At 62.8% G+C, this 24101-nt stretch carries 20 protein-coding genes and 2 pseudogenes; 8 read left to right on the top strand and 14 right to left on the bottom strand.

What is annotated here, in order from left to right; translation table 11 throughout:
- Positions 1-125: 125 nt before the first annotated feature.
- From A0O30_RS10270 to A0O30_RS10250, 5 genes are all read left to right on the top strand, one after another.
- On the top strand, positions 126-1865 hold the full coding sequence (locus A0O30_RS10270) for a glucan biosynthesis protein G (RefSeq protein ID WP_218274916.1): 1740 nt from the start codon (positions 126-128) through the stop codon (positions 1863-1865).
- A complete protein-coding gene (gene mdoH / locus A0O30_RS10265) occupies positions 1858-4431 on the top strand; it encodes a glucans biosynthesis glucosyltransferase MdoH (RefSeq protein WP_105946396.1) in 2574 nt (857 codons plus the stop codon). The genes A0O30_RS10270 and mdoH overlap by 8 nt, the downstream gene beginning before the upstream one ends.
- 214 nt (positions 4432-4645) lie before the next feature.
- Positions 4646-5443 carry a transporter substrate-binding domain-containing protein gene (locus tag A0O30_RS10260; RefSeq protein ID WP_025752328.1) on the top strand — a complete coding sequence of 266 codons (798 nt, stop codon included), beginning with the start codon at positions 4646-4648 and terminating at the stop codon, positions 5441-5443.
- 79 nt (positions 5444-5522) lie between these two features.
- Positions 5523-6485: an amino acid ABC transporter permease gene (locus A0O30_RS10255; RefSeq protein WP_105946395.1), complete on the top strand. Its 963-nt coding sequence runs from the start codon at positions 5523-5525 to the stop codon at positions 6483-6485.
- Positions 6478-7212, top strand: coding sequence for an amino acid ABC transporter ATP-binding protein (locus tag A0O30_RS10250; RefSeq protein ID WP_025752329.1), 735 nt, complete (start codon positions 6478-6480; stop codon positions 7210-7212). Before A0O30_RS10255 ends, A0O30_RS10250 begins: the two co-directional genes overlap by 8 nt.
- A 122-nt stretch (positions 7213-7334) precedes the next feature.
- On the opposite strand, the gene A0O30_RS28210 is transcribed toward A0O30_RS10250, so the two are convergent.
- The 13 genes and pseudogenes from A0O30_RS28210 to ubiE form a co-directional block, all read right to left on the bottom strand.
- Positions 7335-8198, bottom strand: coding sequence for a methyl-accepting chemotaxis protein (locus A0O30_RS28210; RefSeq protein WP_371921621.1), 864 nt, complete (start codon positions 8196-8198; stop codon positions 7335-7337).
- Positions 8190-9275, bottom strand: a pseudogene (locus A0O30_RS28205) (methyl-accepting chemotaxis protein); the annotation flags it as partial. The gene A0O30_RS28210 and the pseudogene A0O30_RS28205, both read right to left, overlap by 9 nt.
- 148 nt (positions 9276-9423) lie before the next feature.
- On the bottom strand, positions 9424-10137 hold the full coding sequence (locus A0O30_RS28200) for a methyl-accepting chemotaxis protein (protein ID WP_371257697.1): 714 nt from the start codon (positions 10135-10137) through the stop codon (positions 9424-9426).
- Between the two features lie 141 nt (positions 10138-10278).
- Positions 10279-11223, bottom strand: a pseudogene (locus tag A0O30_RS28195) (methyl-accepting chemotaxis protein); the annotation flags it as partial.
- Positions 11224-11440: 217 nt separating this feature from the next.
- Positions 11441-12148 (bottom strand): 16S rRNA (uracil(1498)-N(3))-methyltransferase, encoded by a 708-nt coding sequence (locus tag A0O30_RS10235; protein WP_105946392.1) that lies wholly within the window; start codon positions 12146-12148, stop codon positions 11441-11443.
- Positions 12145-12933: a twin-arginine translocase subunit TatC gene (gene tatC, locus A0O30_RS10230; protein ID WP_016712436.1), complete on the bottom strand. Its 789-nt coding sequence runs from the start codon at positions 12931-12933 to the stop codon at positions 12145-12147. Before tatC ends, A0O30_RS10235 begins: the two co-directional genes overlap by 4 nt.
- Positions 12930-13307: a Sec-independent protein translocase protein TatB gene (tatB, locus tag A0O30_RS10225; protein WP_060500613.1), complete on the bottom strand. Its 378-nt coding sequence runs from the start codon at positions 13305-13307 to the stop codon at positions 12930-12932. The genes tatC and tatB overlap by 4 nt, the downstream gene beginning before the upstream one ends.
- Positions 13308-13310: 3 nt before the next feature.
- Positions 13311-13583: a twin-arginine translocase TatA/TatE family subunit gene (locus A0O30_RS10220; protein ID WP_105946391.1), complete on the bottom strand. Its 273-nt coding sequence runs from the start codon at positions 13581-13583 to the stop codon at positions 13311-13313.
- Positions 13584-13608: 25 nt separating this feature from the next.
- Complete coding sequence (locus A0O30_RS10215) at positions 13609-13944, bottom strand: phosphoribosyl-ATP diphosphatase (RefSeq protein ID WP_013974545.1); 336 nt, start codon at positions 13942-13944, stop codon at positions 13609-13611.
- 1 nt (position 13945) lies between these two features.
- Positions 13946-14338 (bottom strand): phosphoribosyl-AMP cyclohydrolase, encoded by a 393-nt coding sequence (gene hisI, locus A0O30_RS10210; protein WP_003249284.1) that lies wholly within the window; start codon positions 14336-14338, stop codon positions 13946-13948.
- A 72-nt stretch (positions 14339-14410) separates the two neighbouring features.
- Positions 14411-16030 (bottom strand): ubiquinone biosynthesis regulatory protein kinase UbiB, encoded by a 1620-nt coding sequence (gene ubiB, locus A0O30_RS10205; RefSeq protein ID WP_105946390.1) that lies wholly within the window; start codon positions 16028-16030, stop codon positions 14411-14413.
- Positions 16027-16650 (bottom strand): SCP2 domain-containing protein, encoded by a 624-nt coding sequence (locus tag A0O30_RS10200; RefSeq protein WP_028698463.1) that lies wholly within the window; start codon positions 16648-16650, stop codon positions 16027-16029. Before A0O30_RS10200 ends, ubiB begins: the two co-directional genes overlap by 4 nt.
- Complete coding sequence (ubiE, locus tag A0O30_RS10195; protein WP_016712431.1) at positions 16650-17420, bottom strand: bifunctional demethylmenaquinone methyltransferase/2-methoxy-6-polyprenyl-1,4-benzoquinol methylase UbiE; 771 nt, start codon at positions 17418-17420, stop codon at positions 16650-16652. The genes A0O30_RS10200 and ubiE overlap by 1 nt, the downstream gene beginning before the upstream one ends.
- Before the next feature lie 124 nt (positions 17421-17544).
- Between ubiE and A0O30_RS10190 the strand changes: the two genes are divergently transcribed.
- Complete coding sequence (locus tag A0O30_RS10190; protein ID WP_016712430.1) at positions 17545-17820, top strand: polyhydroxyalkanoic acid system family protein; 276 nt, start codon at positions 17545-17547, stop codon at positions 17818-17820.
- A gap of 29 nt (positions 17821-17849) precedes the next feature.
- On the opposite strand, the gene A0O30_RS10185 is transcribed toward A0O30_RS10190, so the two are convergent.
- On the bottom strand, positions 17850-22607 hold the full coding sequence (locus A0O30_RS10185) for a dermonecrotic toxin domain-containing protein (RefSeq protein ID WP_105946389.1): 4758 nt from the start codon (positions 22605-22607) through the stop codon (positions 17850-17852).
- A gap of 193 nt (positions 22608-22800) precedes the next feature.
- Between A0O30_RS10185 and A0O30_RS10180 the strand changes: the two genes are divergently transcribed.
- Positions 22801-23220 carry a phasin family protein gene (locus A0O30_RS10180; protein ID WP_012274565.1) on the top strand — a complete coding sequence of 140 codons (420 nt, stop codon included), beginning with the start codon at positions 22801-22803 and terminating at the stop codon, positions 23218-23220.
- 10 nt (positions 23221-23230) lie between these two features.
- Positions 23231-24028 (top strand): phasin family protein, encoded by a 798-nt coding sequence (locus A0O30_RS10175; RefSeq protein ID WP_105946388.1) that lies wholly within the window; start codon positions 23231-23233, stop codon positions 24026-24028.
- Positions 24029-24101 lie beyond the last annotated feature (73 nt).

Raw genomic sequence — 24101 nt, 5'->3', positions numbered from 1 at the left:
ACTCGAGCATTGTCTGGATCCGTTTGGGGAATCATTACGCCCTCACGGGGTCCGAACAGTGCTCGCCAACCCGGCATTTGTCGCTGGCCGTTGGTTTCATGATCTGTTTTCGGCGAGGGTTGCTCGTGATTGTTAGTCCCCAAAAAGCATCAAGAATCCCCGGAACCGGGCTGCGCAAGGCTTTGATGGCCAGTGTGGCACTGGTCGGCCTGATGAGCGCGGGCCAGCTGTGGGCATTCAATCTTGACGATGTTGCAGCCAAGGCAAAGGATCTGGCCGGCCAGAAGTACGAAGCACCCAAAAGCAACCTGCCGGCCGTATTCCGCGACATGAAGTTTGCGGACTATCAGAAAATTCATTTCCTGCAGGAAAAGGCCGAGTGGGCCAAGGACAAGACCCCGTTCAAGCTGTCGTTCTATCACCAGGGCATGCACTTCGATACCCCGGTGAAAATCAACGAGGTCACCGCCACCAAGGTCGAGGAAATCAAGTACGACCCGAGCCGCTTCGAGTTCGGTGACGTGCCACACGACCCGGAAACCACCAAAAACCTGGGTTACGCCGGCTTCCGCGTGCTGTACCCGATCAACAAGGCCGACAAGCAGGACGAGATCATGACCCTGCTTGGCGCCAGCTATTTCCGCGTGGTCGGCAAGGGCCACGTGTACGGCCTGTCGGCCCGTGGCCTGGCCATCGACACCGCGCTGCCATCGGGCGAGGAATTCCCGCGCTTCACCGAGTTCTGGGTCGAAAAACCCAAACCGACCGACAAGCACCTGGTGATCTACGCCCTGCTGGATTCCCCACGCTCCACCGGTGCCTACAAGCTGACCCTGCGCCCGGGCAACGATACCGTGGTCGACGTACAGTCCCAGGTCTTCCTGCGTGACCAGGTCAGCCGCCTGGGCATTGCCCCGCTGACCAGCATGTACCTGTTCGGCCCTAATCAGCCGTCCAAGGTGCTCAACTACCGCCCGGCCCTGCACGACTCCGAAGGCCTGTCGATTCATGCCGGCAACGGCGAGTGGATCTGGCGCCCGCTGAATAACCCGAAACACCTGGCCGTGAGCAACTTCAGCGTCGAGAACCCGCGTGGTTTCGGCCTGATGCAGCGTCAGCGCGCCTTCAGCGACTACGAAGACCTCGACGACAACTACCAGAAGCGCCCAAGCGCCTGGATCGAGCCGAAGGGTGATTGGGGCAAAGGTACTGTCGACCTGGTCGAAATCCCGACTGCCGACGAGACCAACGACAACATCGTTGCCTTCTGGAGCCCGGAAAAGCTGCCGGAGCCAGGCAAGCCGTTCGAGTACGCCTACCGCCTGCACTGGACCATCAACGAGGCGAAGTTCCAGGCGCCTGAGTTGGGCTCGGTCAAGCAGACCCTGCGTTCCACCGGTGATGTGAAGCAGTCCAACCTGATTCGCCAGCCAGACGGCAGCGTGGCCTTCCTGGTCGACTTCGCCGGCCCGGCCCTGGCCGCACTGCCGGAAGACACCGCCGTGCGCAGCCAGATCAGCGTGGGCGACAACGCCGAGGTGGTCGAGAACAATCTGCGCTATAACCCTGAGACCAAGGGCTGGCGCCTGACCCTGCGTTTGAAGGTCAAGGAAGCCAACAAATCGACCGAAATGCGTGCCGCGCTGGTGCACGATGTGCCGGTCGAACCCGCCAAGCCTGCGCAGGACGCCAAGCAGGACAAGGCCGCAGCCAAACATGCCAAGGCCGAGAAAGCCGTCAAGGCTGAGCAAACTGCCAAGGCCGAACAACCTGCCGCCGATGCGGCGCCCACCAACGGGGCCCCGGCCACCACCGAGAAGGTGCTGACCGAGACCTGGAGCTATCAGTTGCCTGCCGATGAGTAACTCAAGCGCAAGGCCAGTATCGCTTGGCGAGTACCTGGCTCACCTACCACTGAGTGACGAGCAACGGGCGGAACTCGCCAATTGCACGTCGTTCAGTGAGCTGCACCAACGTTTGGCGGCCAAACCGGCCGCCGACGCTGCCGAGGCCGTGCAGGCCTCGGTGGGCCCGCGCCTGACCGTGGGCAGCGCCGCCGAGCTGGAAGACGCCGAAATGCTCGGTGTCGACGGCAGCGGCCGCCTGTGCCTGAAAATCGCCCCGCCGATCAAACGCACCAAAGTGGTGCCAGAGCCTTGGCGCACCAACGTGCTGATCCGCATGTGGCGGCGCATGACCGGCCGCACCAATGCGCCGCAGCCACCCAAGCGCGAGCTGCCGCCGGCGCGCTGGCGCACGGTCGGCTCGATCCGCCGTTACATCCTGCTGGCCCTGATGATCGGCCAGACCATCGTCGCCGGCTGGTACATGAAGGGCATCCTGCCGTACCAGGGCTGGTCGTTCGTCGATCTCGACGAAATCCTCAACCAGTCGCTGTGGGATACGGTGGTGCAGGTGTGGCCGTATGCCTTGCAAACCTCCATCCTGATCCTCTTCGGCATTCTGTTCTGCTGGGTGTCGGCGGGCTTCTGGACTGCGCTCATGGGCTTCCTCGAGCTGCTCACCGGGCGCGACAAGTACAAAATTTCGGGCAGCAGCGCCGGCAACGAGCCGATTGCACCCGAGGCGCGTACCGCACTGGTGATGCCGATCTGTAACGAAGACGTGCCGCGCGTGTTCGCCGGCCTGCGTGCAACGTTCGAGTCGGTGGCCGCCAGCGGCAACCTCGACCGTTTCGACTTCTTCGTGCTCAGCGACACCAACGACACCGACATTGCCGTGGCCGAGCAACAGGCCTGGCTGGACGTGTGCCGCGAAACCAAAGGCTTTGGCCGCATCTTCTACCGCCGCCGTCGGCGCCGGGTGAAGCGCAAGAGCGGCAACCTCGACGACTTCTGCCGTCGCTGGGGTGGCGAGTACAAGTACATGGTCGTGCTCGACGCCGACAGCGTCATGAGCGGCGAGTGCCTGAGCAGCCTGGTGCGCCTGATGGAGGCCAACCCGGACGCCGGCATCATCCAGACCGGGCCGAAAGCCTCGGGCATGGATACCCTGTATGCGCGCATGCAGCAGTTCGCCACCCGCGTGTACGGCCCGCTGTTCACCGCCGGCCTGCACTTCTGGCAGCTGGGCGAGTCGCACTACTGGGGCCATAACGCGATCATCCGTATGAAGCCGTTCATCGAGCACTGCGCCCTGGCGCCGTTGCCGGGCAAGGGCGCGTTCGCCGGTGCAATCCTTTCTCACGACTTCGTCGAAGCTGCGCTGATGCGCCGTGCCGGCTGGGGCGTGTGGATCGCCTACGACCTGCCGGGCAGCTATGAAGAGCTGCCGCCAAACCTGCTGGACGAGCTCAAGCGCGACCGCCGCTGGTGCCACGGCAACCTGATGAACTTCCGCCTGTTCCTGGTCAAGGGCATGCACCCGGTGCACCGTGCGGTGTTCCTCACCGGGGTGATGTCGTACCTGTCGGCGCCGCTGTGGTTCCTGTTCCTGGTGCTGTCGACTGCGCTGCTGGCGACCAACACGCTGATGGAGCCTCAGTACTTCATCGAGCCGTACCAGCTGTACCCGCTGTGGCCGCAGTGGCACCCGGAGAAGGCCGTGGCGCTGTTCTCCACCACCATCGTGCTGCTGTTCCTGCCCAAGCTGCTCAGTGTCATCCTGATCTGGGCCAAAGGTGCCGTCGAGTTCGGCGGGCGGGTCAAGGTCACCTTGTCGATGCTGATGGAGATGCTGTTCTCCATGCTGCTGGCACCGGTGCGCATGATCTTCCACACCCGCTTCGTGCTGGCCGCGTTCCTCGGCTGGGCCGCGACCTGGAATTCGCCCCAGCGTGACGACGACTCCACCCCGTGGGGCGAGGCTGTGCGTCGCCATGGTCCGCAAACCCTGCTGGGTATTGCCTGGGCTGGGCTGGTGGCGTGGCTGAACCCGAGCTTCCTGTGGTGGCTGGCGCCTATCGTTGGCTCGCTGGTGCTGTCGATCCCGGTTTCGGTGATTTCCAGCCGTACGCGCCTGGGCCTGGCAGCCAAAGACGAGAAGCTGTTCCTCATTCCCGAGGAATACGCTACCCCGCAGGAGTTGCTGGCCACCGACCGGTACACCCACGAGAACCGCTGGCATGCCCTGCATGACGGCTTCGTGCGGGCCGTGGTCGACCCACGGCAGAACGCCCTGGCTTGTGCCATGGCCACTGCCCGTCATGGTCAGGCGGCGCCGATCGAAGCGCTGCGTGCAGAGCGTGTGGCCAAGGCGATGGAGGTTGGGCCGAAAGGGCTTGACCTCAATACCCGCCTGGCCCTGCTCAGCGACCCGGTGGCGCTGACCCGCCTGCACGAGCAGGTGTGGGCAGAGCACAATGCGGCGTGGATCGATGTGTGGCGCGCTTCCATCAAGAACGACCCGCATTCGCCGTTGCTGCCATTGCACCCGGAGAACGAAGGCCAACCGGCACTCGTCGGCGCCTGAACCATCGCAATCGCGGATAAATCCGCTCCTACCAGGGTTACCCCTGTAGGAGCGGATTTATCCGCGATGCTTTTTTGGCCAACAAAGTCCCCCCCGGCTCTAGGTCCCCGAGCCGCCATGCGTTAGCATCCCATTCCGATACGACGCCTCGGCCAGTACGGCCGTGCCAATACAATAAGATTCGCTACTTTTCTTGCTAGGGGACTTGGTGATGATCAAGAAATACCTTTCGCGACTGCTGGTCGGTGTTACCGCCCTGGTCGCCGTGACAGCGGCCCAGGCCGGCGCCATCGATGATGCAGTCAAGCGCGGCACCCTGCGGGTGGGCATGGACCCGACCTACATGCCGTTCCAGATGACCAACAAGCGTGGCGAAATCATCGGTTTCGAGGTCGATATCCTCAAAGCCATGGCCAAGTCCATGGGCGTCAAGTTCGAAGCTGTATCCACCGCCTATGACGGCATCATCCCGGCCCTGCTGACCGACAAGTTCGACATGATCGGCAGCGGCATGACCCTGACCCAGGAACGCAACCTGCGCCTGAACTTCAGCGAACCCTTCATCGTGGTTGGCCAGACCCTGCTGATCCGCAAGGAACTGGCTGGCGAGATCAAGTCGTACAAAGACCTGAACAACGAGAAGTACCGCCTCACGTCCAAGCTCGGCACCACCGGCGAGATGGTTTCCAAGAAGCTGATCGGCAAAGCCAAGTACCACGGCTACGACAACGAGCAGGAAGCGGTGATGGACGTGGTCAACGGCAAGGCTGACGCCTTTGTCTACGACGCACCGTACAACGTGGTGGCCGTTGAGAAGGCCGGCGCTGGCAAGCTGCTGTTCCTCGAAGAACCCTTCACCTACGAGCCGCTGGCCTTCGGCCTGAAGAAAGGCGACTACGACAGCATCAACTTCATCAACAACTTCCTGCACCAGATCAAGCATGACGGGACCTACGATCGTATTCACGACAAGTGGTTCAAGAACAAGGACTGGCTGAAGGAAATGGAATAAGGCCCAGGCCACAAGCCCGGCTTTATGACCCCGACGCGCAGGCAAACCCTGCGCGTTCGCATTTACGGAAGTACCCCACGTGATCAAACACAAGAAAGCCCAGTGGCCCTGGCATGGGCTGACGGCCCTGGTTCTGGTGGGCCTGGCGTTCAGCCTGTATATGGCCACCTCGATGATTTCCTACGAGTGGCGCTGGAACCGCGTACCGCAATACTTCGCCTACAAGGCCGAGGAAACACAGCGCGCTGCCAATTACGGCACTGTGCAGGACATCGTCATCTCCGGCGATAACGCCCGCGTCACGCTGAAAGATGAAAGCGGCGCCGAACAAGTACTTGATGTGGCCAAGGACAGCCTGCAACTAAGCCGTGGCGACGATGTTGCCGAAGGCGACGCGATAGGCGTAACCCGCCATTGGGCAGCGGGCCCGCTGGCCTGGGGCCTGTGGACCACCTTGTGGATTTCGGTGGTGTCCGGGGCGCTTGGCCTGGTGATCGGCCTGTTCGCCGGCTTGTGCCGGTTGTCGAACAACCCGACCCTGCGTGACCTGTCGACCGTTTATGTCGAACTGGTGCGCGGCACGCCGCTGCTGGTACAGATCTTCATCTTCTACTTCTTTATCGGCACCGTGCTCAACCTCTCCCGCGAGTTTGCCGGGGTGGCGGCGCTGGCGCTGTTCACCGGCGCCTATGTGGCCGAAATCGTCCGTGCCGGGGTGCAGTCCATTGCCAAGGGCCAGAACGAAGCGGCCCGCTCGCTGGGCCTGAACGCGGGCCAGTCGATGCGGCATGTCATCTTGCCGCAGGCGTTCAAACGCGTGCTGCCGCCGCTGGCCGGCCAGTTCATCAGCCTGGTCAAAGACACCTCGCTGGTGTCGGTAATTGCCATTACCGAACTGACCAAGAGCGGCCGTGAGGCCATCACCACCTCGTTCTCGACGTTCGAGATCTGGTTCTGCGTGGCAGGCCTGTACCTGCTGATCAACCTGCCGCTGTCGCACATTGCCAGCCGGCTTGAGCGGAGGCTTGCGCAAAGTGATTGAAGTCCGTGACCTGCTGAAAGTCTTCGACACCCGTGGCCAGGTGGTACGGGCTGTGGATAACGTCACCACCCAGGTCGCCAAGGGCGAAGTGGTGGTGGTGCTCGGCCCATCGGGTTCGGGCAAGTCGACCTTCCTGCGCTGCCTGAACGGCCTGGAGCATTTCGACGAAGGCCATGTGGCCATCGACGGCCTGCAGCTGGCCGACCCCAAGACCGACATCAACGCCTACCGCCGCGAAGTGGGCATGGTGTTCCAGCACTTCAACCTGTTCCCGCACATGACCGTGCTGGAAAACCTGTGCCTGGCGCAGAAGGTGGTGCGCAAGCGCAACAAGGCCGAGCGTGAAGCCAAGGCCCGTGCGCTGCTGGAAAAAGTGGGCATTGCGCAGAAGGCCAACGAATTCCCGTCGCGCCTGTCCGGTGGCCAGCAGCAGCGGGTAGCGATTGCCCGCGCCTTGGCCATGGACCCGAAAGTGATGCTGTTCGACGAGCCCACTTCGGCGCTTGACCCGGAAATGGTCGGCGAAGTGCTGGACGTGATGAAGACCCTGGCCCAGGAAGGCATGACCATGGTCTGCGTTACCCACGAAATGGGCTTCGCCCGCGAAGTGGCGGACCGCGTGCTGTTCTTCGACCATGGCAAGCTGCTGGAAGACTCGGCTCCGGCCGCCTTCTTTGCTGCCCCGAAAGACCCAAGGGCCCAGGCTTTCTTGCGCCAGGTGCTGTAAAAAAAGCGGGGGCGCTATGCGCCCCAATCGCCGGCAAGCCAGCTCCCACAGGTATGGCGCTGTCCTGCTTTTTGTGGGAGCTGGCTTGCCGGCGATTGGGCTGCAAAGCAGCCCCGGCAATCTCAAATGTTGAACCGCCCGACCATCCCTCGCAATTGCCGCCCCAACTGCTCCAGCTCCCCACTCGAAGCCGCCGTCTGCTCACTGGCCGCACTGGTCTGATCTGACGCATCCCGCACACTGATGACGCTTCGGTTGATCTGCTCGGCCACCACGCTCTGTTCCTCGCTGGCCGTGGCGATCTGCTGGTTCATGCCCTGGATGCTCGACACCGTGTCGGTGATCTGGCTCAGTGCATCCCCGACGCGGCGGCTCAGTTCCACGCTCTGCTCGGTCAGGTGCTTGCTGTTGTCCAGCAGGCGGGTCACTTCGTCGGTGCCGTTGTGCAGGCTGTCGATCAGCTGGCCGATTTCTTCGGTGGCCGTCGAGGTCCGTTGGGCCAGGCCGCGTACCTCGTCGGCCACCACGGCAAATCCACGCCCGGCTTCACCGGCCCGCGCCGCTTCGATCGCCGCGTTCAGGGCCAGCAGGTTGGTCTGTTCGGACACCGACTTGATCACATCGAGGATGCTGCCAATCCGCTGGCTTTCGCCCGCCAGGTGCTGCATGGCCGTCAGGCAATGGTCCATCTGTCCGGCCAGTTGCTCGATACGGCCGATGGCTTCGGCTACCACCTGGTCACCCAGTTGCGCCTGCTGGTCGGCGTTGGTCGCGGCCAGCGAGGCCTGCTCGGCGTTCTGTGCCACTTCCTGCACGGTGGCGCTCATCTGGTTCATGGCGGTGGCCACCTGGTCGGTTTCCTCACGCTGCTGGTTGATGCGCAGCTTGGTGTCCTCGCTGCTGGTCGCCAGCTGTGTGGCAGCCTGCGACAGCTGACCGACACCCTGGTCGATGCCCCCGATCAGCTCGCGCAGGCTCAAGGTCATCTTGCGCATGCTGGTTTGCAGCTGGCCCATTTCGTCGCGGCGTTGCACGGTGTCAACCTGGCTCAGGTCACCCTTGGCGATGCGCGCAGCCACGGCCAGTGTCTGGCGTAGTGGCTGCGTGATCTGCAGGGTAATCAGCCAGGCGGCTATCACCCCGAGCACCAGCGCCAGCAGCGCCACGCTGGTGAGCAGCGAGCGGGCGGCCAGGGCTTCGCTGTCCCGTTGTTCAACTTTGCGCCCGGCCAGTTCTACACTCGCCACGCCCAGTTCGTCGCCCATCTTTTCCATGCTGCCCTGCAGCTGCTCGGCGCGCACCGCTGCACGGCGGTACTGATTCAGGCTGGCCCGGTATTTGGCCAACTCGACGCCGGGCTGCTCGGTCAGTGATCGTGGCAAGCTCAGCGGTGCCAGGGCCTTTAGCAGTTGCTCAAGGCTCTTGTCGGCGGCGTCCAGTGCATCGTCGCCGACCTTGGCGAACGCCTCGACAGGCGAGAAGGTGTAGGCCGGTACAAGGCTTTGCTGGTTGGCGCCTTCGACATGGCGACTGAGGCTTTCCATCAGGCCCAGCGCGCTGCCTTGTTGACTCTCAGACATCGTCAGCAAAGCTTGGGTCTGCAAGTCGTCGATGACATCGTCCAGTTTGAGCGCTTGCGCTTGCATGGCCTGGCGCAGTGTCGTACGGCTGGCGACGGTGCTTTGCAGCTCGATGAAGTCTTCGCGCAGCTGTTGCAGCAATTGCAGTTTTTGTGTGAGCAACTGACGGGACTCGTCAACGTTGCTGCGCTGCTGCAACGTGGTCAGCATGCGCTCCAGTTGCTCGATGGCCTGCTGGATGCGTGCCTTGCTGGTGTCGTCGCTGAGTACGCGGAAGGTGATGCGCTCGGCACGCAGGTCTTTGACCAGATCGTTGATCTGGCCAATTTCACTGAGCTGTTGCGAGCGGTTGATGGCGCCATCCAGAGCACGCCAGCCGCTGATGGTGGTGGCCAAGGTGAGCAGCAGGACCACGGCGAAGCCGAGGGCCAGTTTGGCGGCGACATTGAGGTTGCCGAGCTTGCGGTTGAGGTAGCCGAGCATGGGAAGTCTCCGTGCGATTGGGGGAGGGCATGCAGGCGTATTGCCGGCATGACACCTCTGCCAATCGGCAGCGGAGCTGTAGGACTTGACCTGATAATCAGGTAGGAAATTTCACTGCTGTATGTAGGAAGGTTCTCCGACCCTCGGTTTAGAGCCTGAACCGCCCCACCAACCCCTGCAGGTGGGTGCCCAGCCGCGCCAGTTCCACGCTGGAGCTGGCCGTCTCTTCACTGGCAGCCGAGGTCTGGTCGGAAATGTCCCGCACATTCATCACACTGCGGTTGATCTCTTCGGCCACGGCCGTCTGTTCTTCTGCAGCCGTGGCAATCTGCTGGTTCATCGCCTGAATCGACGACACGGTACGGGTGATGGTTTCCAGCGAACTGCCGGCGCGGCGGGTCAGCTCGACGCTGCTGTCGGTCAGCTGGCGGCTGTTGTCCATCACAGTGGCCACCCGTTGGGTGCCGCTTTGCAGGCCGGCAATCAGCTCTTCGATCTCTTCGGTCGACTGCTGGGTGCGCTGGGCCAGGCTGCGCACTTCGTCGGCCACCACGGCAAAGCCACGCCCGGCCTCGCCGGCGCGGGCGGCTTCGATGGCGGCGTTCAGGGCCAACAGGTTGGTCTGTTGAGCCACCGACTTGATCACGTCGAGCACGCTGCCGATCTTGTCGCTCTCGGCCTTGAGCTGGTTCATCGCTTCGCTGGAGTTGACCACTTCGCCCGCCAGGCGCTCGATCTGTGCCACGGCCTCGCCCACCACACGGTCACCTTCGCGGGCTTGCTGGTCGGCCATCAGGGCGGCTTCCGAGGCCTGCTCGGCGTTGCGCGCCACTTCATGCACAGTGGCGGTCATCTGGTTCATGGCGGTTGCCACTTGATCCGTCTCGACCTTCTGGTTGTTGACCCCGGCGCTGGTTTGCTCGGTGACGGCAGAGAGCTGTTCGGCGGCGCTGGCGATTTGCGTTACCCCGTCGCCAATGCCGCCGATCAACTCGCGCAGGCCTTGGGTCATGCGCTGCATGCTGGCCTGCAACTGGCCCAGTTCGTCGCGGCGCTGTACGGGCAGGCTCTGGGTCAGGTCGCCATTGGCCACGCGCTCGGCAGCGCGCAGGGTCTGGCGCAGCGGGATGATGATCTGCCGGGTAATGGCCCAGGCGGCCACCAGGCCGAAGGCGAGGGCCAGCACGGTGGCAAGCGCGAGCAGGGTTTTGGCCTGGGCTGCAGCGGCGTCGCGCACCTCGGTTTGAGACGTGGTCATCGCCTGGCTGGTCTGCAGCAGTACCGTGCCTTGTTCTGCCATGCGTTGCAGGGCTTGCTCGCTGGCGGTCTGGGCATTGCCGAACTGGATGACCGCATCGCGGTAGCCAGCCATGGCTGTGGCGGCATCGTCCAGGCTGGCGGCATGTTCGGCAGGCACCTTGGACGGCAGCGCGCGCAACTCGGCCAGTGCCTGGTCGATGGCCTTCAACGCCGTTTGCTGGAAGTCGGCGTTGCCGCTGTAGGTGTAGCCGCGCACCTGAAAACGTGCCTGCTGCAGCAGGGCGCTCACATCCACCGCATGCTGGTACTGGTTGATATCGCCACCTTGTTGCAGGCCTCGCTGCACGCGGCCGATCAGTTCCGCTGCCTTGTCGGCGCTGTCGCCGAGCACGTCACGGCTGGCTTCGCGGCGCTGGCCGGCCTGCTTCAGCTCGTTGAATGCCTGCTGGTAGGTGCGCACGGCTTCGCGCTGCTGCTCCAGGCGTTGGCGATCGGCGGGAAGCTCGATCAGCCCGAGCATCAGCTGTACCTGGCGGTCGAGGTTGGCCAAGGCCTTTTCCAGTTCTGCCACCGAGGCATCGTCACGCCGGCGCTCGTAGTGCTGGCGAGCAATGCGCAGTTCCTGGGTGTACTGCTGGATGACCGAGATGTTCCCCAGCTTGTCGCCACGGTCGATGATGCTGTCCATGCCGTGCCAGCCGGTCAGGGTGATAGCCAGGGTCAACAGCAGCACCAGGCCGAAGCCCAGCCCCAGTTTGCGATTGACGCTCACATTGCCCAGCGATTGGGCTAACCATTGATACATGTACGACTCCCTGGCGACTTGGCAGTACAAATAGTTGTTGTATTGCCAAGGCATCGGCCTGGGAGAGGGAAACTTGATGGGCGAAAAAACGGCGTTTGCGTCAGAAAATACGCGAAAGCAGCGCCGTTACCGCGGTCTCGACCCGCAAGATACGGTCACCGAGTTGCACCGGCGCCAGCCCGGCGTTGCCCAGCAGGTCGACTTCGTAGGGGATCCAGCCGCCTTCGGGGCCGATGGCCAGGGTAACGGCTTGCTCCACGGCACGGGGGCAGGCGGGGTAGGGGCCGGGGTGGCCGACCAGGCCCAGGGTGCCAGCCGCGATGGCGGGCAGGCGGTCTTCGACGAAGGGCTTGAAGCGCTTTTCGATGATGACTTCGGGCAGCACGGTGTCGCGCGCCTGTTCCAGGCCAAGGATCAGGTTTTCGCGAATGCTCTCGGGCTGCAGGAAGGGCGTTTGCCAGAAGCTTTTCTCGACCTTGTAGCTGTTCACCAGGATCAGGCGTGGCACGCCCAGGGTGGCCACGGTCTGGAACAGCCGACGTAGCATTTTCGGCCGAGGCACCGCCAGCACCAGGGTTAGCGGCAGCTTGGCCGGTGGGGGCTGGTCAAACGCAACTTCCAGCTCGGCTTCGTGCTTTTCCAGGCGCAGCACCGTGGCCTTGCCCATCAGGCCGTTGATACGCCCCACGCGCAGGTTGTCGCCCACCGCCACGCGGTGGATGTCCTGCATGTGGGTGAAGCGCCGGTCAGCAAGAACGACGCGGTCGGCCGAAACGAAGTCGGCCTCTTCAAGAAGCAGCAGGTTCACGGTTGGGTCGCAGGTGGCTGGTCGTTATGGTCGTCGGCGGTTTCGTCATGGGCGCTGCGTTTGCGGATCATGCTGCCGCACAGCACACCCACCTCGAACAGCAGCCACATGGGCACGGCCAGCAGGGTCTGGGAGAAGATATCCGGCGGGGTGAGCACCATGCCGACCACGAAGCAGCCGATGATCACGTAGGGGCGGATTTTCTTCAGGTACTTGACGTCGACCACGCCGATCCACACCAGCAGCACCACCGCTACCGGGATTTCGAAGGCCACGCCAAAGGCGAAGAACAGCGTCATCACGAAGTCGAGGTAGCTGGCGATGTCGGTCATCATCGACACGCCTTCCGGCGTGGCGCTGGCGAAGAAGCCGAAGATCAGCGGGAACACCAGGAAATAGGCGAACGCCATGCCGGCATAGAACAGGAAGATGCTCGACACCAGCAGCGGAATGGCGATGCGCTTTTCATGGCGGTACAGCCCGGGTGCGATAAAGCCCCAGATCTGCTGCAGGATGAACGGAATCGCCAGGAACAGCGACACGATCATGGTCAGCTTGAACGGCGTGAGGAACGGCGAGGCCACGTCGGTGGCGATCATCGTCGCATTGGCCGGCAAGTGCTCGCGCAGCGGCGCCGAGACCAGTGTGTAGATCTGCTGGGCGAAGGAGAACAGCCCGGCAAAAATCAGGAAAATGACGGCAACGCACCGCAGCAGGCGGGTGCGCAGTTCGGTCAGGTGCGAAACCAGCGGCATCGGCTGGTCGTGTTCCGGGATCTCGCTCATGGGGCTCGCGGCGGTTGAGGCGGTTCAGAAGGCGTGGCCGGGGCGGCAGGCGGCTCGACCGGCCTGGCTTCCAGCCCGGCAGGTGGCTGCACGCTGGCCGTGGTTACCGGCGGCTGTGCGGGTGGCGTCATCGGGTTGAGGATGCGTTTGGCTTCCTCTTCCATCTGCAGGATGTGCTCGTTGTGCAGCTGGCGGCGGATGTCGTCGGCGCCAATTTCGCGCTCCACTTCCATCTTGATGCTGTTGAAGCTGCGCTTGAGCCGGCCGATCCACAGGCCTGCCGTGCGCGCGGCACCCGGCAGGCGCTCGGGGCCGAGCACCAGCAGAGCGACCAGGCCGACGAGCAGCAGCTCGCTGAAACTGATGCCGAACATGGGTCAGTCTTTCCGCTGTGGCTCTTGGACCGGCTGGGCCTGGCCTTCGATGGTGTGGCCTTGGCTCTGCTGCGCAGTGTTCTGCACCGGCGGAACAGGTTGGGCAGGCGGCGGGGTTTGCTCGGCCGGCTTGTTCTCTTCGTCGTTCATGGCCTTGCGGAAGCCCTTGATCGACTCGCCCAGGTCACTGCCGAAGTTTTTCAGCTTTTTGGTGCCGAACACCAGGACCACGACGACCAGCAGGACGATCCAGTGTTTCCAGTCAAAAATACCCATGGTGCTCTCCTAGAATGCGTTGTGCTCAAGCCGAAGGCTGTCGCGCGGCCTTTTCATCGTGCCCGGACAGCCCGAAACGGCGCTCCAGCTCATCGAGCACGGCTTGTGGATGCTGTCCCAGCGCGCTGAGCATCACCAGGCTATGAAACCACAGGTCGGCGGTTTCGTAGATGACATCGCTGTAATCCTTGCTCACGGCGGCATCTTTGGCCGCGATGATGGTCTCGACCGACTCTTCGCCGAGCTTTTCGAGGATCTTGTTCAGGCCTTTGTGGTACAGGCTCGCCACGTAGGAGCTGTCAGGCGCCGCTTGCTTGCGTTCTTCAAGCACTTCGGCCAGGCGGTTGAGGGTGTCGCTCATGTCAGTGTCCTGCGCTGTAGATGGCATCCGGGTCCTTCAGGACCGGGTCGACGATTTTCCACTGGCCGTCTTCGTACACGCGGTAGAAGCAGCTTTCACGGCCGGTATGGCAGGCGATATGGCCCAGTTGCTCGACCATCAGGATGATCACGTCGGCGTCGCAGTCCAGGCGCAGCTCATGCAGCTTTTGCACATGCCCGGATTCCTCGCCCTTGCGCCACAGCTTGCCACGCGAACGCGACCAGTAGATGGCGCGTTGCTCGGCGGCGGTAAGCGCCAGCGATTCGCGGTTCATCCAGGCCATCATCAGCACGCGTCCGGTCTTGTGGTCCTGGGCGATTGCCGGTACCAGGCCATCGCTGTTCCACTTGATCTCGTCCAGCCAGTCTTTCATCGTCGACTCCAAAACGGGCCCGCTCCTGTACCGGGCCCTTTGCGCTAGTGTGCCAGCCACGGGCGCGGCTGGCTATTGGCGTACGATCAGGTAAAGGCCTGCGGCCAGCATCAGCCAGGCCGGCCACGCGGCCGGGGCGGCCAGGCTGGCGGCTTCAGCGGCGCCAGCGGCCAGTACCGCACCTCCACCGAGCAGGCCGGCGCCCAGCAGGCGCAGTGCCCAACGGTCGCCCTGGCGGCGCCGTTCCGGCAGTTGCAGATCTTGCAGGTGCGGCTGTGACAGGCGTTCGAGCAGGTCGCGGGCCATGTCGGCCAGGTGCGGCAGTTGCTCGACCTGGCTGTGGATGTTGCCGAACACGGCCTTGGGGCTGTAGCGGTCGCGCATCCAGCGTTCGAGGAATGGCTTGGCGGTGCTCCACAGGTCCAGGTCGGGGTACAGCTGGCGGCCCAGGCCTTCGATGTTGAGCAGGGTCTTTTGCAGCAGCACCAACTGCGGCTGCACTTCCATGTTGAAGCGCCGCGCGGTCTGGAACAGGCGCATCAGCACCTGGCCGAAGGAAATATCCTTTAACGGTTTTTCGAAGATCGGCTCGCACACGGTGCGGATCGCTGCTTCGAACTCGTTGACCTTGGTGTGCGCCGGTACCCAGCCCGAGTCGATGTGCAACTGGGCGACACGGCGGTAGTCACGCTTGAAGAAGGCAATCAGGTTGCGCGCCAGGTAGTCCTGGTCCTCGGCCGTCAGGCTGCCGACAATGCCGCAGTCGATGGCAATGTACTGCGGGCTCCACGGCTTGACCGTGCTGACGAAGATGTTGCCCGGGTGCATGTCGGCATGGAAGAAGCTGTCGCGGAACACTTGGGTGAAGAACACTTCCACGCCACGCTCGGCCAGCAGTTTCATGTCGGTGCGCTGGTCGGCCAGGGTGGCCATGTCGGTCACCGGCACGCCGTAGATACGCTCCATTACCAGTACCTTGGGGCGGCACAGGTCCCAGTACACCTGGGGCACGTACATCAGCTCGGAGCCTTCGAAATTGCGCCGCAGCTGGCTGGCGTTGGCCGCTTCGCGCAGCAGGTCGAGCTCGTCGTAAATGGTTTTTTCGTAGTCGCCAACGATTTCCACCGGGTGCAGGCGGCGGGCATCGGCCGAGGCGCGTTCGGCGGCCTTGGCGATCAGGAACAGCCAGGCCAGGTCCTGGGCAATGACTGGCTTCAGGCCCGGGCGCACGACCTTGACCACCACTTCTTCGCCGGTTTTGAGACGTGCAGCATGCACCTGGGCCACCGAGGCCGAGGCCAGTGGTTCCACGTCGAAGCGGCTGAACAGCTGCGCCACCGGGGCGCCCAGCTGTGCCTCGATCAAGGCCACGGCCTGTTTGGGGTCGAACGGCGGCACACGGTCCTGCAGCAGCATCAGCTCATCGGCGATGTCGTTGGGCAGCAGGTCGCGACGGGTGGACAGCAACTGGCCGAACTTGATGAAGATCGGCCCCAGGTCCTGCAGCGCCAGGCGCAGGCGTGCGCCACGGCTCAGTTCGGACGGCTTGCGCGGCAGCCAGCGCCACGGCATCAGCAGGCGCAGGCTCATCAGCCACCAGGGCAGCGGCAGGTCGAACAGCAGGTCATCGAGACGGTAGCGGATCACCACACGCTGGATGCGAAAAAGACGGCGGACGGCGAGCAGCTTCATGCGTTATCGCTGGTATCAAGGGATCGGGAGAGGCGCTTGAGGCGGGCCTCAAGGCGTTCTGTGTCGAGCTTCAGGGCATCGAGTTCGCTGAAGGCGGCTTCGGCTTCGCGTTTGCCCACCAGGGTGCGGGACTCTTCGGCCAGGTACTCGGACAGGTTCTGGCTGAAGCGCGCCAGGCCCTGGCGAGTCCAGCGTGCACGCAAGCGGATATGGCCGGCCAGCATGGCCGTGGCGACCGGGCCAAGCCAGCGTTGCAGCTCGTGCTCCCAGTCCAGCTCAAGGTCTTGCAGCACGCCGAACAGGTCCAGCAGTACGGCGCTGTCGCCATGCAGCTCAACCTGCGGGCTGTGCAGCACGGCGGTCTTGTCCTTGGCCAGGGCCAGTTGCGCCAGGCTGCCAGCCGGGGCGCGCAGGCTGCAGTCGACCTCGCCCTGCCAGTGCGCGGCGAGCATCAGGCCTTCTTCATCGGGCAGGATGAACACCTGCAGGGCCGGTTGGCGGCAGTCGATCTCGATGACCTTGCCTTCCAGCGCGGCCAGGCGCGGCAGGGCCGTGCTGTCCATGCGCAGGATGCGGTTCAGGCCATGTTCGACGCTGGCGAGCAGCCCGGCCAGCAGCATCAGGGTTTGATCCCCCGGTGCACGGCAACGATGCCGCTGGTCATGTTGTGGTAGGTGACGCGGTCGAAACCGGCCTCGACCATCATGCTCTTCAGGGTTTCCTGGTCCGGGTGCATGCGGATCGATTCGGCCAGGTAACGGTAGCTTTCCGAGTCGTTGGTGATCAGCTTGCCGGCCAGTGGCATGAAGGCGAACGAGTAGGCGTCGTAGGCCTTGGACATCAGCTTGTTGGTCGGCTTGGAGAACTCCAGGATCAACAGGCGGCCGCCCGGCTTGAGCACGCGCAGCATCGAACGGATGGCTTCGTCCTTGTGGGTGACGTTGCGCAGGCCGAAGGCGATGGTCACGCAGTCGAAGTGGTTGTCCGGGAACGGCAGCTTTTCAGCGTCGGCCTGGACGAACTCGATGTTGCCGGCCACGCCACGGTCGAGCAGGCGGTCACGGCCGACCTTGAGCATCGAATCGTTGATGTCGGCCAGCACCACCTGGCCGGTCGGGCCTACAAGGCGCGAGAACTTGGCGGCCAGGTCGCCGGTACCGCCGGCGATATCCAGCACGCGGTTGCCGCTGCGCACGCCCGACAGCTCGATGGTAAAGCGCTTCCACAGGCGGTGCATGCCGCCGGACAGCACGTCGTTCATCAGGTCGTACTTGGCGGCCACCGAGTGGAACACTTCGGCGACTTTCTTCGCCTTCTGGCTTTCAGGGACGTCCTGGTAGCCGAAATGGGTGGTGGGTTCGGCGTGTTCGCCTTTGCGCTGGTCGTTCATATCGCTTCACCGGAAAAAATTACCGCCATTCTAGGGCGAACGGGCGGATTTGTCTTGGCGGGGTGTGCCAGTGGGCAGGGGCGGGCATAATGCCGATTATGTCTACATCTTCAGGAACACCCGCATGACCCAGATCAGCGTCGAACGCAAACACTCCCTCGGCCGCGATGCCGCCCGTGCCAAGGCCGAAGCTCTGGTCGACAAGCTCAGCCGCGAATACGACCTGAAGGCCACCTGGAACGGTGACCGGGTCGATGTGGCGCGCAGCGGCGCCAACGGCAGCGTGCACATCGGTGAGGACAGCATCCGTGTGGAGCTGAAGCTGGGCATGATGCTGTCGATGATGAGCGGCACCATCAAGGGCGAGATCGAGCGGGCGCTGGACAAAGCCCTGGCGTGATGCCAGGGCAGGCCCGTTGATCAGGGTTGTCAGGTAGCCGGGAAGGGAATGATGCCTTCGACTTGCTCCAGGCGCAGGTCACCGCGATAGATCTCGATGCGTTCGGCCGCTGTATTGGCCTTCTCCAGCTGGGCCTCACGCTCTTTGCCAAGCCTGGCATCGCCTGGCAAGCGTGGTTCCCAGAGCTTCAGGTGGCCTTTGGCGAAGGTTTTGGGCGCTGCATCGGCGCTGCGGTAGTGAAAGTGAGCCTCCCACAGCACATTTTTCGGCGCCTGCACGTCCTTGATCTGGTAAACGTCGAGGTAATCGTTGGCGTTGCGAAGCGCTTTGCGAGACTGGGTCAGGGTGATCTGAAGCCGTTTTTGCTGGTGCAGGTAACGTAGCGCGCTGCTGTCCGGGTGACGGGTGCCCAGGTAGGCATTTGTCAGCAGGCGTTGTTTTTCCGTGGATACTGCGGCGATGGCATCGCGCAGTCGCGCGCTCAATGTCGTGCTGGGTTGGTCATGTGCGGTGCTCAGTTGCTGCTCCACCTCGCGCATGTCCTCGACCTGCCAGTCCAGCAGATCTGCCAGGCTGTTCGGTTCGTGCGCGTAGCGTGCCGCCGATGCGATCCGGGCATCCTTCTGTGTCAGCAGGCTTTGTGCACGGCGGCGCAGCTGTGCGGTGTCTTGCGAGGGCGTCGCCTTGTTGCCTACCACTTCATGCCACTCACCCTCTCGACGTTCATAAGTGCCTGCTGGCTGTTGGGTCGCCGGGTTGTGCTGCACTGCACGCTCCCCTTGTGGGTCCTGCTCGACGAGTACCGGGCGCCCACGTGAAGTGCGGATCAGCGTCTGTTTGCCAGGCCTGGTACGGTGGGCCACGGAGCTTGGAGCCGGTAGTGTGCCACGCTCGACATTGGCCAGTGCGCAGCTCAGCTCGGTTTCCGCCATGCGCTCCAGGCCGGTCATTTCATTGATGTATTCATCGAGTATCTGCGTGTCCAGCGCGGGTTCCGTAAACGACTGCAGGTACTGAGCCTTGCCGAGGGCTGCACGATAGTCGCGCAATACGTTGTTCAGCACTTCGACCTGCTGGTCGGCAGGCAGGTTGGTTGATGCCAGGCCATCATGGTTCCACAGGGATGCCGACAAGTCCTTGTTGCTGAGGCCAACCTGCAGCGGCAATAGTTCGGCAGCGGCCTCGGCGGTCAGCAGGGTTTTGTCCAGCGTCAGGTAGGCCAGGTCGCTGATGATCTGCGCACGGACGATCAGTGAGGAGTAGGGGCGCAGTTTGATGGTGCGTTCGATCTTGGCATTTTTGTCGGGATAGTCGACCCGAGCGTCGCTCAGCGCCAAGGGGAGTGTGCTGTCCAGCCGTTCACTGACCTTGAGCAGGCGTCGACTGACCTTCAGCGAGTGCCGGGTTGATTCGCGGAACGTACTGTGGCGTTGCTTTTGCTCCTCGTTGTCGGGCAACCAGCGCAAACCCATGGACTGCTCCTGCAGCTTTTCGTGGTCGATCAGTTCGAGCAGGCGCCTGAGCAGGAGCATATCGGTGTCGATCGCCGTTTCGGTCCAGTTACTGAGCCTGCGTGGTGTCGCTGCGGAGCGGTCGTACTTGAGGAAGCGGGGTTCGAGCATTTTCCGGAAGATGTCGACGTTGGCGTGCAGCAGGGTGGTTTGCTTCTCCAGGTACAGGGCGGCTGCGGTGATGTCGGACATATGCTCGTTGCGTAGCCTCAGCAGTTCCGTGCGCTGTTGTGCAAGCGCCTCTGGCAGCGTGCTGACGTCGGGGTTGGGCAGTGCATTGAACGCCAGGGTGAAGACGGCTGCCTTGTCGTCAAAGGCTTCAAGCTGTTCCCGATTACGTTCCATCAGTGGTTCGAGTTTGTTCAGCGCTGCCTGGTTCGCTTGAGTATCGGTTTGCAGTGCTTCGAACTGCTGGCGATTCTGCGCGGTGATGGCCTCGCGGGTCTTTGGCATGCCGCCTGCGAGGCTCAGGTCCAGCACCCACTCTTCGTTCCAGCGTGTCAGCCAGGGGCCTTTGCTGCGCTCTCGTCCGACGATGTAATAGCCATCCGGTGCACCTCCCCAATACGATTGCCATTCACCTTGGTGGGTTTCCGGGCCGATGATCTGTACGCCCCCCCAGGTCTCGTGCACCTCGTAGGCGACGTCTTGAAGCTTCACATACAGCTGCTCCCCAACCTTGTACAGCCCACGCAGGCGGCCGTGTGTTTCGGCAGCATGGCCTTGCAGGGAAACGGTTGCCCGCAGCTCAGCCAGGCGCTGACGTGCTTCAGCGGGCAGGTTCCCCACACGTTGGCTGTTCCGCCAGCTTTCCACGTGGATGTGGCTTGGGTCTGGTGACTGTTCGTGCGCAACCCAGTCCGTAGCCGTGGGTGGTTCGACCGTTACTGACGTGAATGGGGCTCTGGTGGCAAGGCCCTCAAGGGCCAGTGCTGGCGTAGCAGTTGCGGCGACGGCACTTGTCGATTGGCCTGATGACGTGTGCATCAGTAGCATGGCCAGGTTGCTCAACAGGTCCGCAGCGGCCATGGCTTGCTCTTGCGGGCTGCCTTGGTAAAGCGCTGGCAGGTCATCCTTGAGTGTGGCCAGGGCGGCCACCAGCCAGGCCAGCGTTGCCGCCGGGCCACGCACCAGCGGGGTGACCGTGTTGAACACCACCCAGGCCAGCTGCACGATCAACGCCCAGCGTTGCTGGGCGTTGGAAGTACTCTGCCGGGATGCCAACAGTAGCAATGCCTGGATGCGGGCTTCGTAGAGGTGGCTGTCCAAGTCTTCCGACCAGGGCTTGTGCCACGCGCTGACCGGTACTTTCAAACGTTCCACAATGGCATCGACCAACGCCGACTCCGTGCCTAGCAGGTGCGCCAGTGCAGAAAGGCCGGGGTGCAGGTGTGGGCGCTCGAATCCACCCTGTTGGTAAATGACCCGGGCGTCATCGTCCATCCAGGCAAGCAGGCTTTGCTGCAAGGCCTGATCTGTCCGGATTCGCGCCATCAGGCTGTCCAGGCTGGCAAACTCGATCAAGGTGTCTTGCGCGAACAACGGACGGTACAAGGCCCAAACCTGGCTTGCATGAATGTTGATCAGGAACATGCCATGTACGCGATCACCCTTGGCGGCACCTGGCGCCGGCAGGAATGCCAGTGGCGCAACCGTCAGGGAAGCAGCCTGTGTGGCGGTGGCACGGCAGAAATCGACGATGGCCTGGCAGGTGTGCGCACGCAGTTGTCCTTTTAGTCTGGCTTCGAGTGCGGCAAACCGCAGGGTGTTGCGCCATTGTGTGGCGTGACACCGAATGCGTGTGGCCTTGAGCGTGGTGTCTTTCAGCTGGTCTGTGACATAGACCGGGTATTGGCCACCAACGTCCACCTTAGAGATCAGTGCATTGACGTAGTCAAGGTTCAGCCAGCTGTCGAGGGGGCGTGCGTGGGTGTCGGCAAGGCCGGATGCCACTTCGTTTGCATCCGTGTGCAAGCGTGAAATGGCCAGTTCGGTCAGCGTCATGCTTTTCAGGTACTGCAGTTGCGCAGGCCCTGAGGATGACAACGGTACCACCACAGAGATCTCTACAAGCAGTTGGTCCGGGTCATGGGGCGCTTTGCCCGGGTGATCCAGGCGCATCTGCTTGCGTAGCAGGTCGGCGGCATAACGGTCCAAAGGCGCTATCGCTTCGAACGATGTCTTGCCTTGGGCTTGCGCGTGGCTGGCTGCAAGCTCTAACAGTGCACCACCGTACAGCATGCGCCCGGTGGTGTCGGCCTGGGTGAGCCAGGCCGGCAGGCTGATGAGCGGTTGCGCAGTGTTCGACAGGGGCAGATCGAGGAAGTTGACAGAGGGGTCGCTCAAGGCGCTGAAGGCTGCTTCAAGGTCATGAACGCAGGTAAGCGCCGACAACTGCAGGCGGCCGATCCTGTCGAGAATGCCGTTCAGCAATGCCATGGCCTGGTAGTGGAACGGGTCGGTATCCAGCGGCTGCCGTGCCCAGCGCAAGGCACTGAATGGGTAGCGCTGTGCCAGCTCATCGCGAAGGGCTTCGGCGAAGGCCGCCAGCCCTTCATGGCTGCGCACTGCGCCGCAGGGCTTGCACCACAGCACGCGCCCAGAGGTACCGGTGATCAGCAGGTCGGGTAGCGTCTGGGGCGGGTGGTCATCCAGGGTAACCTGCAGGCCGTTGACTACCAGCCCTTGTTCACTGCCATTGATCAGGCCGTACAGCGTGCTTCTTTCCGGGGCGGCCAAGCCTTGCTGTTCCACACCACCGAGCAAGGCTGCTTTCAGGGTTTGTGCCAGCCAGTGCAGAGGTGAGAATGCCGATGTGGCATCGCTCGCAGCCCAGAAGCCAATCTGTGCATGCTGGAAGGCTTGGGGGAGTGAGGCCAACACTTCATCGAAGACCTCGTTCAGCTTCTGCATGCTCAGGTTGATTTCGGGTTGTGTGCTCGGGTCTGCACCTTGTTCCTGCGGGCGAAAGGGTGCAGGCGGCACAATGCTGAGCATGTCGGTGTCGGTGAACGCCAGGCTGCCCCCCGTCAGGAAGTGTTCCAGCAAGGTGTCCACAAGGGCAACCTGCCCAGGCTCCTTGCCTTCGCCATGCATCAGGGTGAAAGCGCCAAGTGAGTTCAATTGTGGGTGATTGCGGGTAATCCACGGGTAGCGGTCGGCAAGTACCGCGAAGCCGACTTTGCCGATGACTCCGCGCAGGGTGGGGCGCTTGGCGAAGCGGCTGGCAACCAGTTGCTTGAAGGTGATGGTTTGCGTGTCAAACGTTTCAGGCATTTTGTTCGGGCTCCGTGGGTGGCAGTGCCTGAACGCTAGGGTGAATGACTGTGTCGAAGGCTGTACTTAAATGCCCCCCGCGCAACTGCAGGGTGACCTTAGGGTGAGGTTTCTAATTTTTCTCCCTACCTTATGCTCAAGCCCAACCTCCATGGGCGGTTCCTCCTCCACTCATGAGTATGAGGTACAGAGCATGGCCAAAGTGACGGTGAAGAAAAAGGACGACGCCCTGGGTACGCTGGGCGAAGTGCGCGGCTACGCGCGCAAGATCTGGCTGGCTGGCATCGGCGCTTATGCGCGGGTGGGCCAGGAAGGCTCCGACTACTTCCAGGAGCTGGTCAAGGCCGGCGAAGGCGTCGAGAAGCGTGGCAAGAAACGCATCGACAAAGAGCTCGATGCTGCCAACAACCAGATCGACGAAGCGGCTGAAGAAGTCAGTCGCGTACGCGGCAAGGTAGAAATTCAACTCGACAAGATCGAAAAAGCTTTCGACGCACGGGTAGGGCGCGCCTTGAATCGCCTTGGCATTCCGTCTAAACATGACGTTGAGGCGCTGTCGATCAAGCTTGAACAGTTGCACGAGCTGCTTGAGCGCGTCGCGCACAAACCATAAGGAGAGCAGGATGGCTGGCAAGAAGAACACCGAAAAAGAAGGCAGCTCCTGGGTCGGCGGGATCGAGAAATACTCCCGCAAGATCTGGCTGGCGGGGCTGGGTATCTATTCGAAGATCGACCAGGACGGCCCGAAGCTGTTCGACTCGCTGGTGAAGGATGGCGAGAAGGCCGAGAAGCAGGCGAAGAAAACCGCTGAAGACGTGGCCGAAACCGCCAAGTCCTCCACCACTTCGCGCGTGTCTGGCGTGAAGGACCGTGCATTGGGCAAATGGAGCGAACTCGAAGAGGCTTTCGACAAGCGCCTGAACAGCGCCATCTCGCGCCTGGGTGTGCCGAGCCGCAACGAGATCAAGGCCCTGCACCAGCAGGTGGACAGCCTGACCAAGCAGATCGAGAAGCTGACCGGTGCGTCGGTTACGCCGATTTCGTCGCGCACCGCTGCTGCCAAACCGGCTGCGAGCAAGGCGGCGGCCAAGCCTCTGGCCAAAGCGGCAGCCAAGCCTGCGGCAAAAACCGCAGCGGCCAAGCCGGCAGCTAAAACCGCAGCGGCAAAACCGGCTGCCAAGCCTGCAGCCAAGGTGGCGGCGGCCAAGCCGGCAGCCAAACCGGCAGCCAAACCGGCAGCGGCCAAGCCTGCTGCGGCGAAGAAGCCTGCGGTGAAAAAAGCCCCGGCCAAACCGGCAGCCGCCAAGCCAGCAGCCCCAACGGCCAGCGCCGCCCCGGCCGCTACCGCAGCACCGGCACCTGCCGCCGCCCCGGTCAGCAGCACGCCGTCGGCACCAACGGGCACCGGTACCCTGATCTGATACCGCGTCGCCTGCTTCGCGGGCTTGCCCGCTCCCACAGGTTTATCGCAGAGCCCTTGGTTTGTGCGATCCC

The organism is Pseudomonas sp. LLC-1 (genome assembly GCF_002992185.1).
Classification (GTDB): Bacteria; Pseudomonadota; Gammaproteobacteria; order Pseudomonadales; family Pseudomonadaceae; genus Aquipseudomonas; species Aquipseudomonas monteilii.
This window is presented reverse-complemented; position numbering and strand designations above follow the sequence as displayed.

Bases quoted from the DNA above. Each gene is read 5' to 3' on its own strand.
- mdoH (WP_105946396.1), top strand. From the start codon at position 1,858: ATGAGTAACTCAAGCGCAAGGCCAGTATCGCTTGGCGAGTACCTGGCT.
- A0O30_RS28210 (WP_371921621.1), bottom strand. From the start codon at position 8,198: ATGACCTTGAGCCTGCGCGAGCTGATCGGGGGCATCGACCAGGGTGTC.
- A0O30_RS28200 (WP_371257697.1), bottom strand. From the start codon at position 10,137: ATGAACCAGATGACCGCCACTGTGCATGAAGTGGCGCGCAACGCCGAG.
- tatC (WP_016712436.1), bottom strand. From the start codon at position 12,933: ATGAGCGAGATCCCGGAACACGACCAGCCGATGCCGCTGGTTTCGCAC.
- tatB (WP_060500613.1), bottom strand. From the start codon at position 13,307: ATGTTCGGCATCAGTTTCAGCGAGCTGCTGCTCGTCGGCCTGGTCGCT.
- A0O30_RS10220 (WP_105946391.1), bottom strand. From the start codon at position 13,583: ATGGGTATTTTTGACTGGAAACACTGGATCGTCCTGCTGGTCGTCGTG.
- A0O30_RS10215 (WP_013974545.1), bottom strand. From the start codon at position 13,944: ATGAGCGACACCCTCAACCGCCTGGCCGAAGTGCTTGAAGAACGCAAG.
- hisI (WP_003249284.1), bottom strand. From the start codon at position 14,338: ATGAAAGACTGGCTGGACGAGATCAAGTGGAACAGCGATGGCCTGGTA.
- ubiB (WP_105946390.1), bottom strand. From the start codon at position 16,030: ATGAAGCTGCTCGCCGTCCGCCGTCTTTTTCGCATCCAGCGTGTGGTG.
- A0O30_RS10200 (WP_028698463.1), bottom strand. From the start codon at position 16,650: ATGCTGCTGGCCGGGCTGCTCGCCAGCGTCGAACATGGCCTGAACCGC.
- ubiE (WP_016712431.1), bottom strand. From the start codon at position 17,420: ATGAACGACCAGCGCAAAGGCGAACACGCCGAACCCACCACCCATTTC.
- A0O30_RS10190 (WP_016712430.1), top strand. From the start codon at position 17,545: ATGACCCAGATCAGCGTCGAACGCAAACACTCCCTCGGCCGCGATGCC.
- A0O30_RS10185 (WP_105946389.1), bottom strand. From the start codon at position 22,607: ATGCCTGAAACGTTTGACACGCAAACCATCACCTTCAAGCAACTGGTT.
- A0O30_RS10180 (WP_012274565.1), top strand. From the start codon at position 22,801: ATGGCCAAAGTGACGGTGAAGAAAAAGGACGACGCCCTGGGTACGCTG.
- A0O30_RS10175 (WP_105946388.1), top strand. From the start codon at position 23,231: ATGGCTGGCAAGAAGAACACCGAAAAAGAAGGCAGCTCCTGGGTCGGC.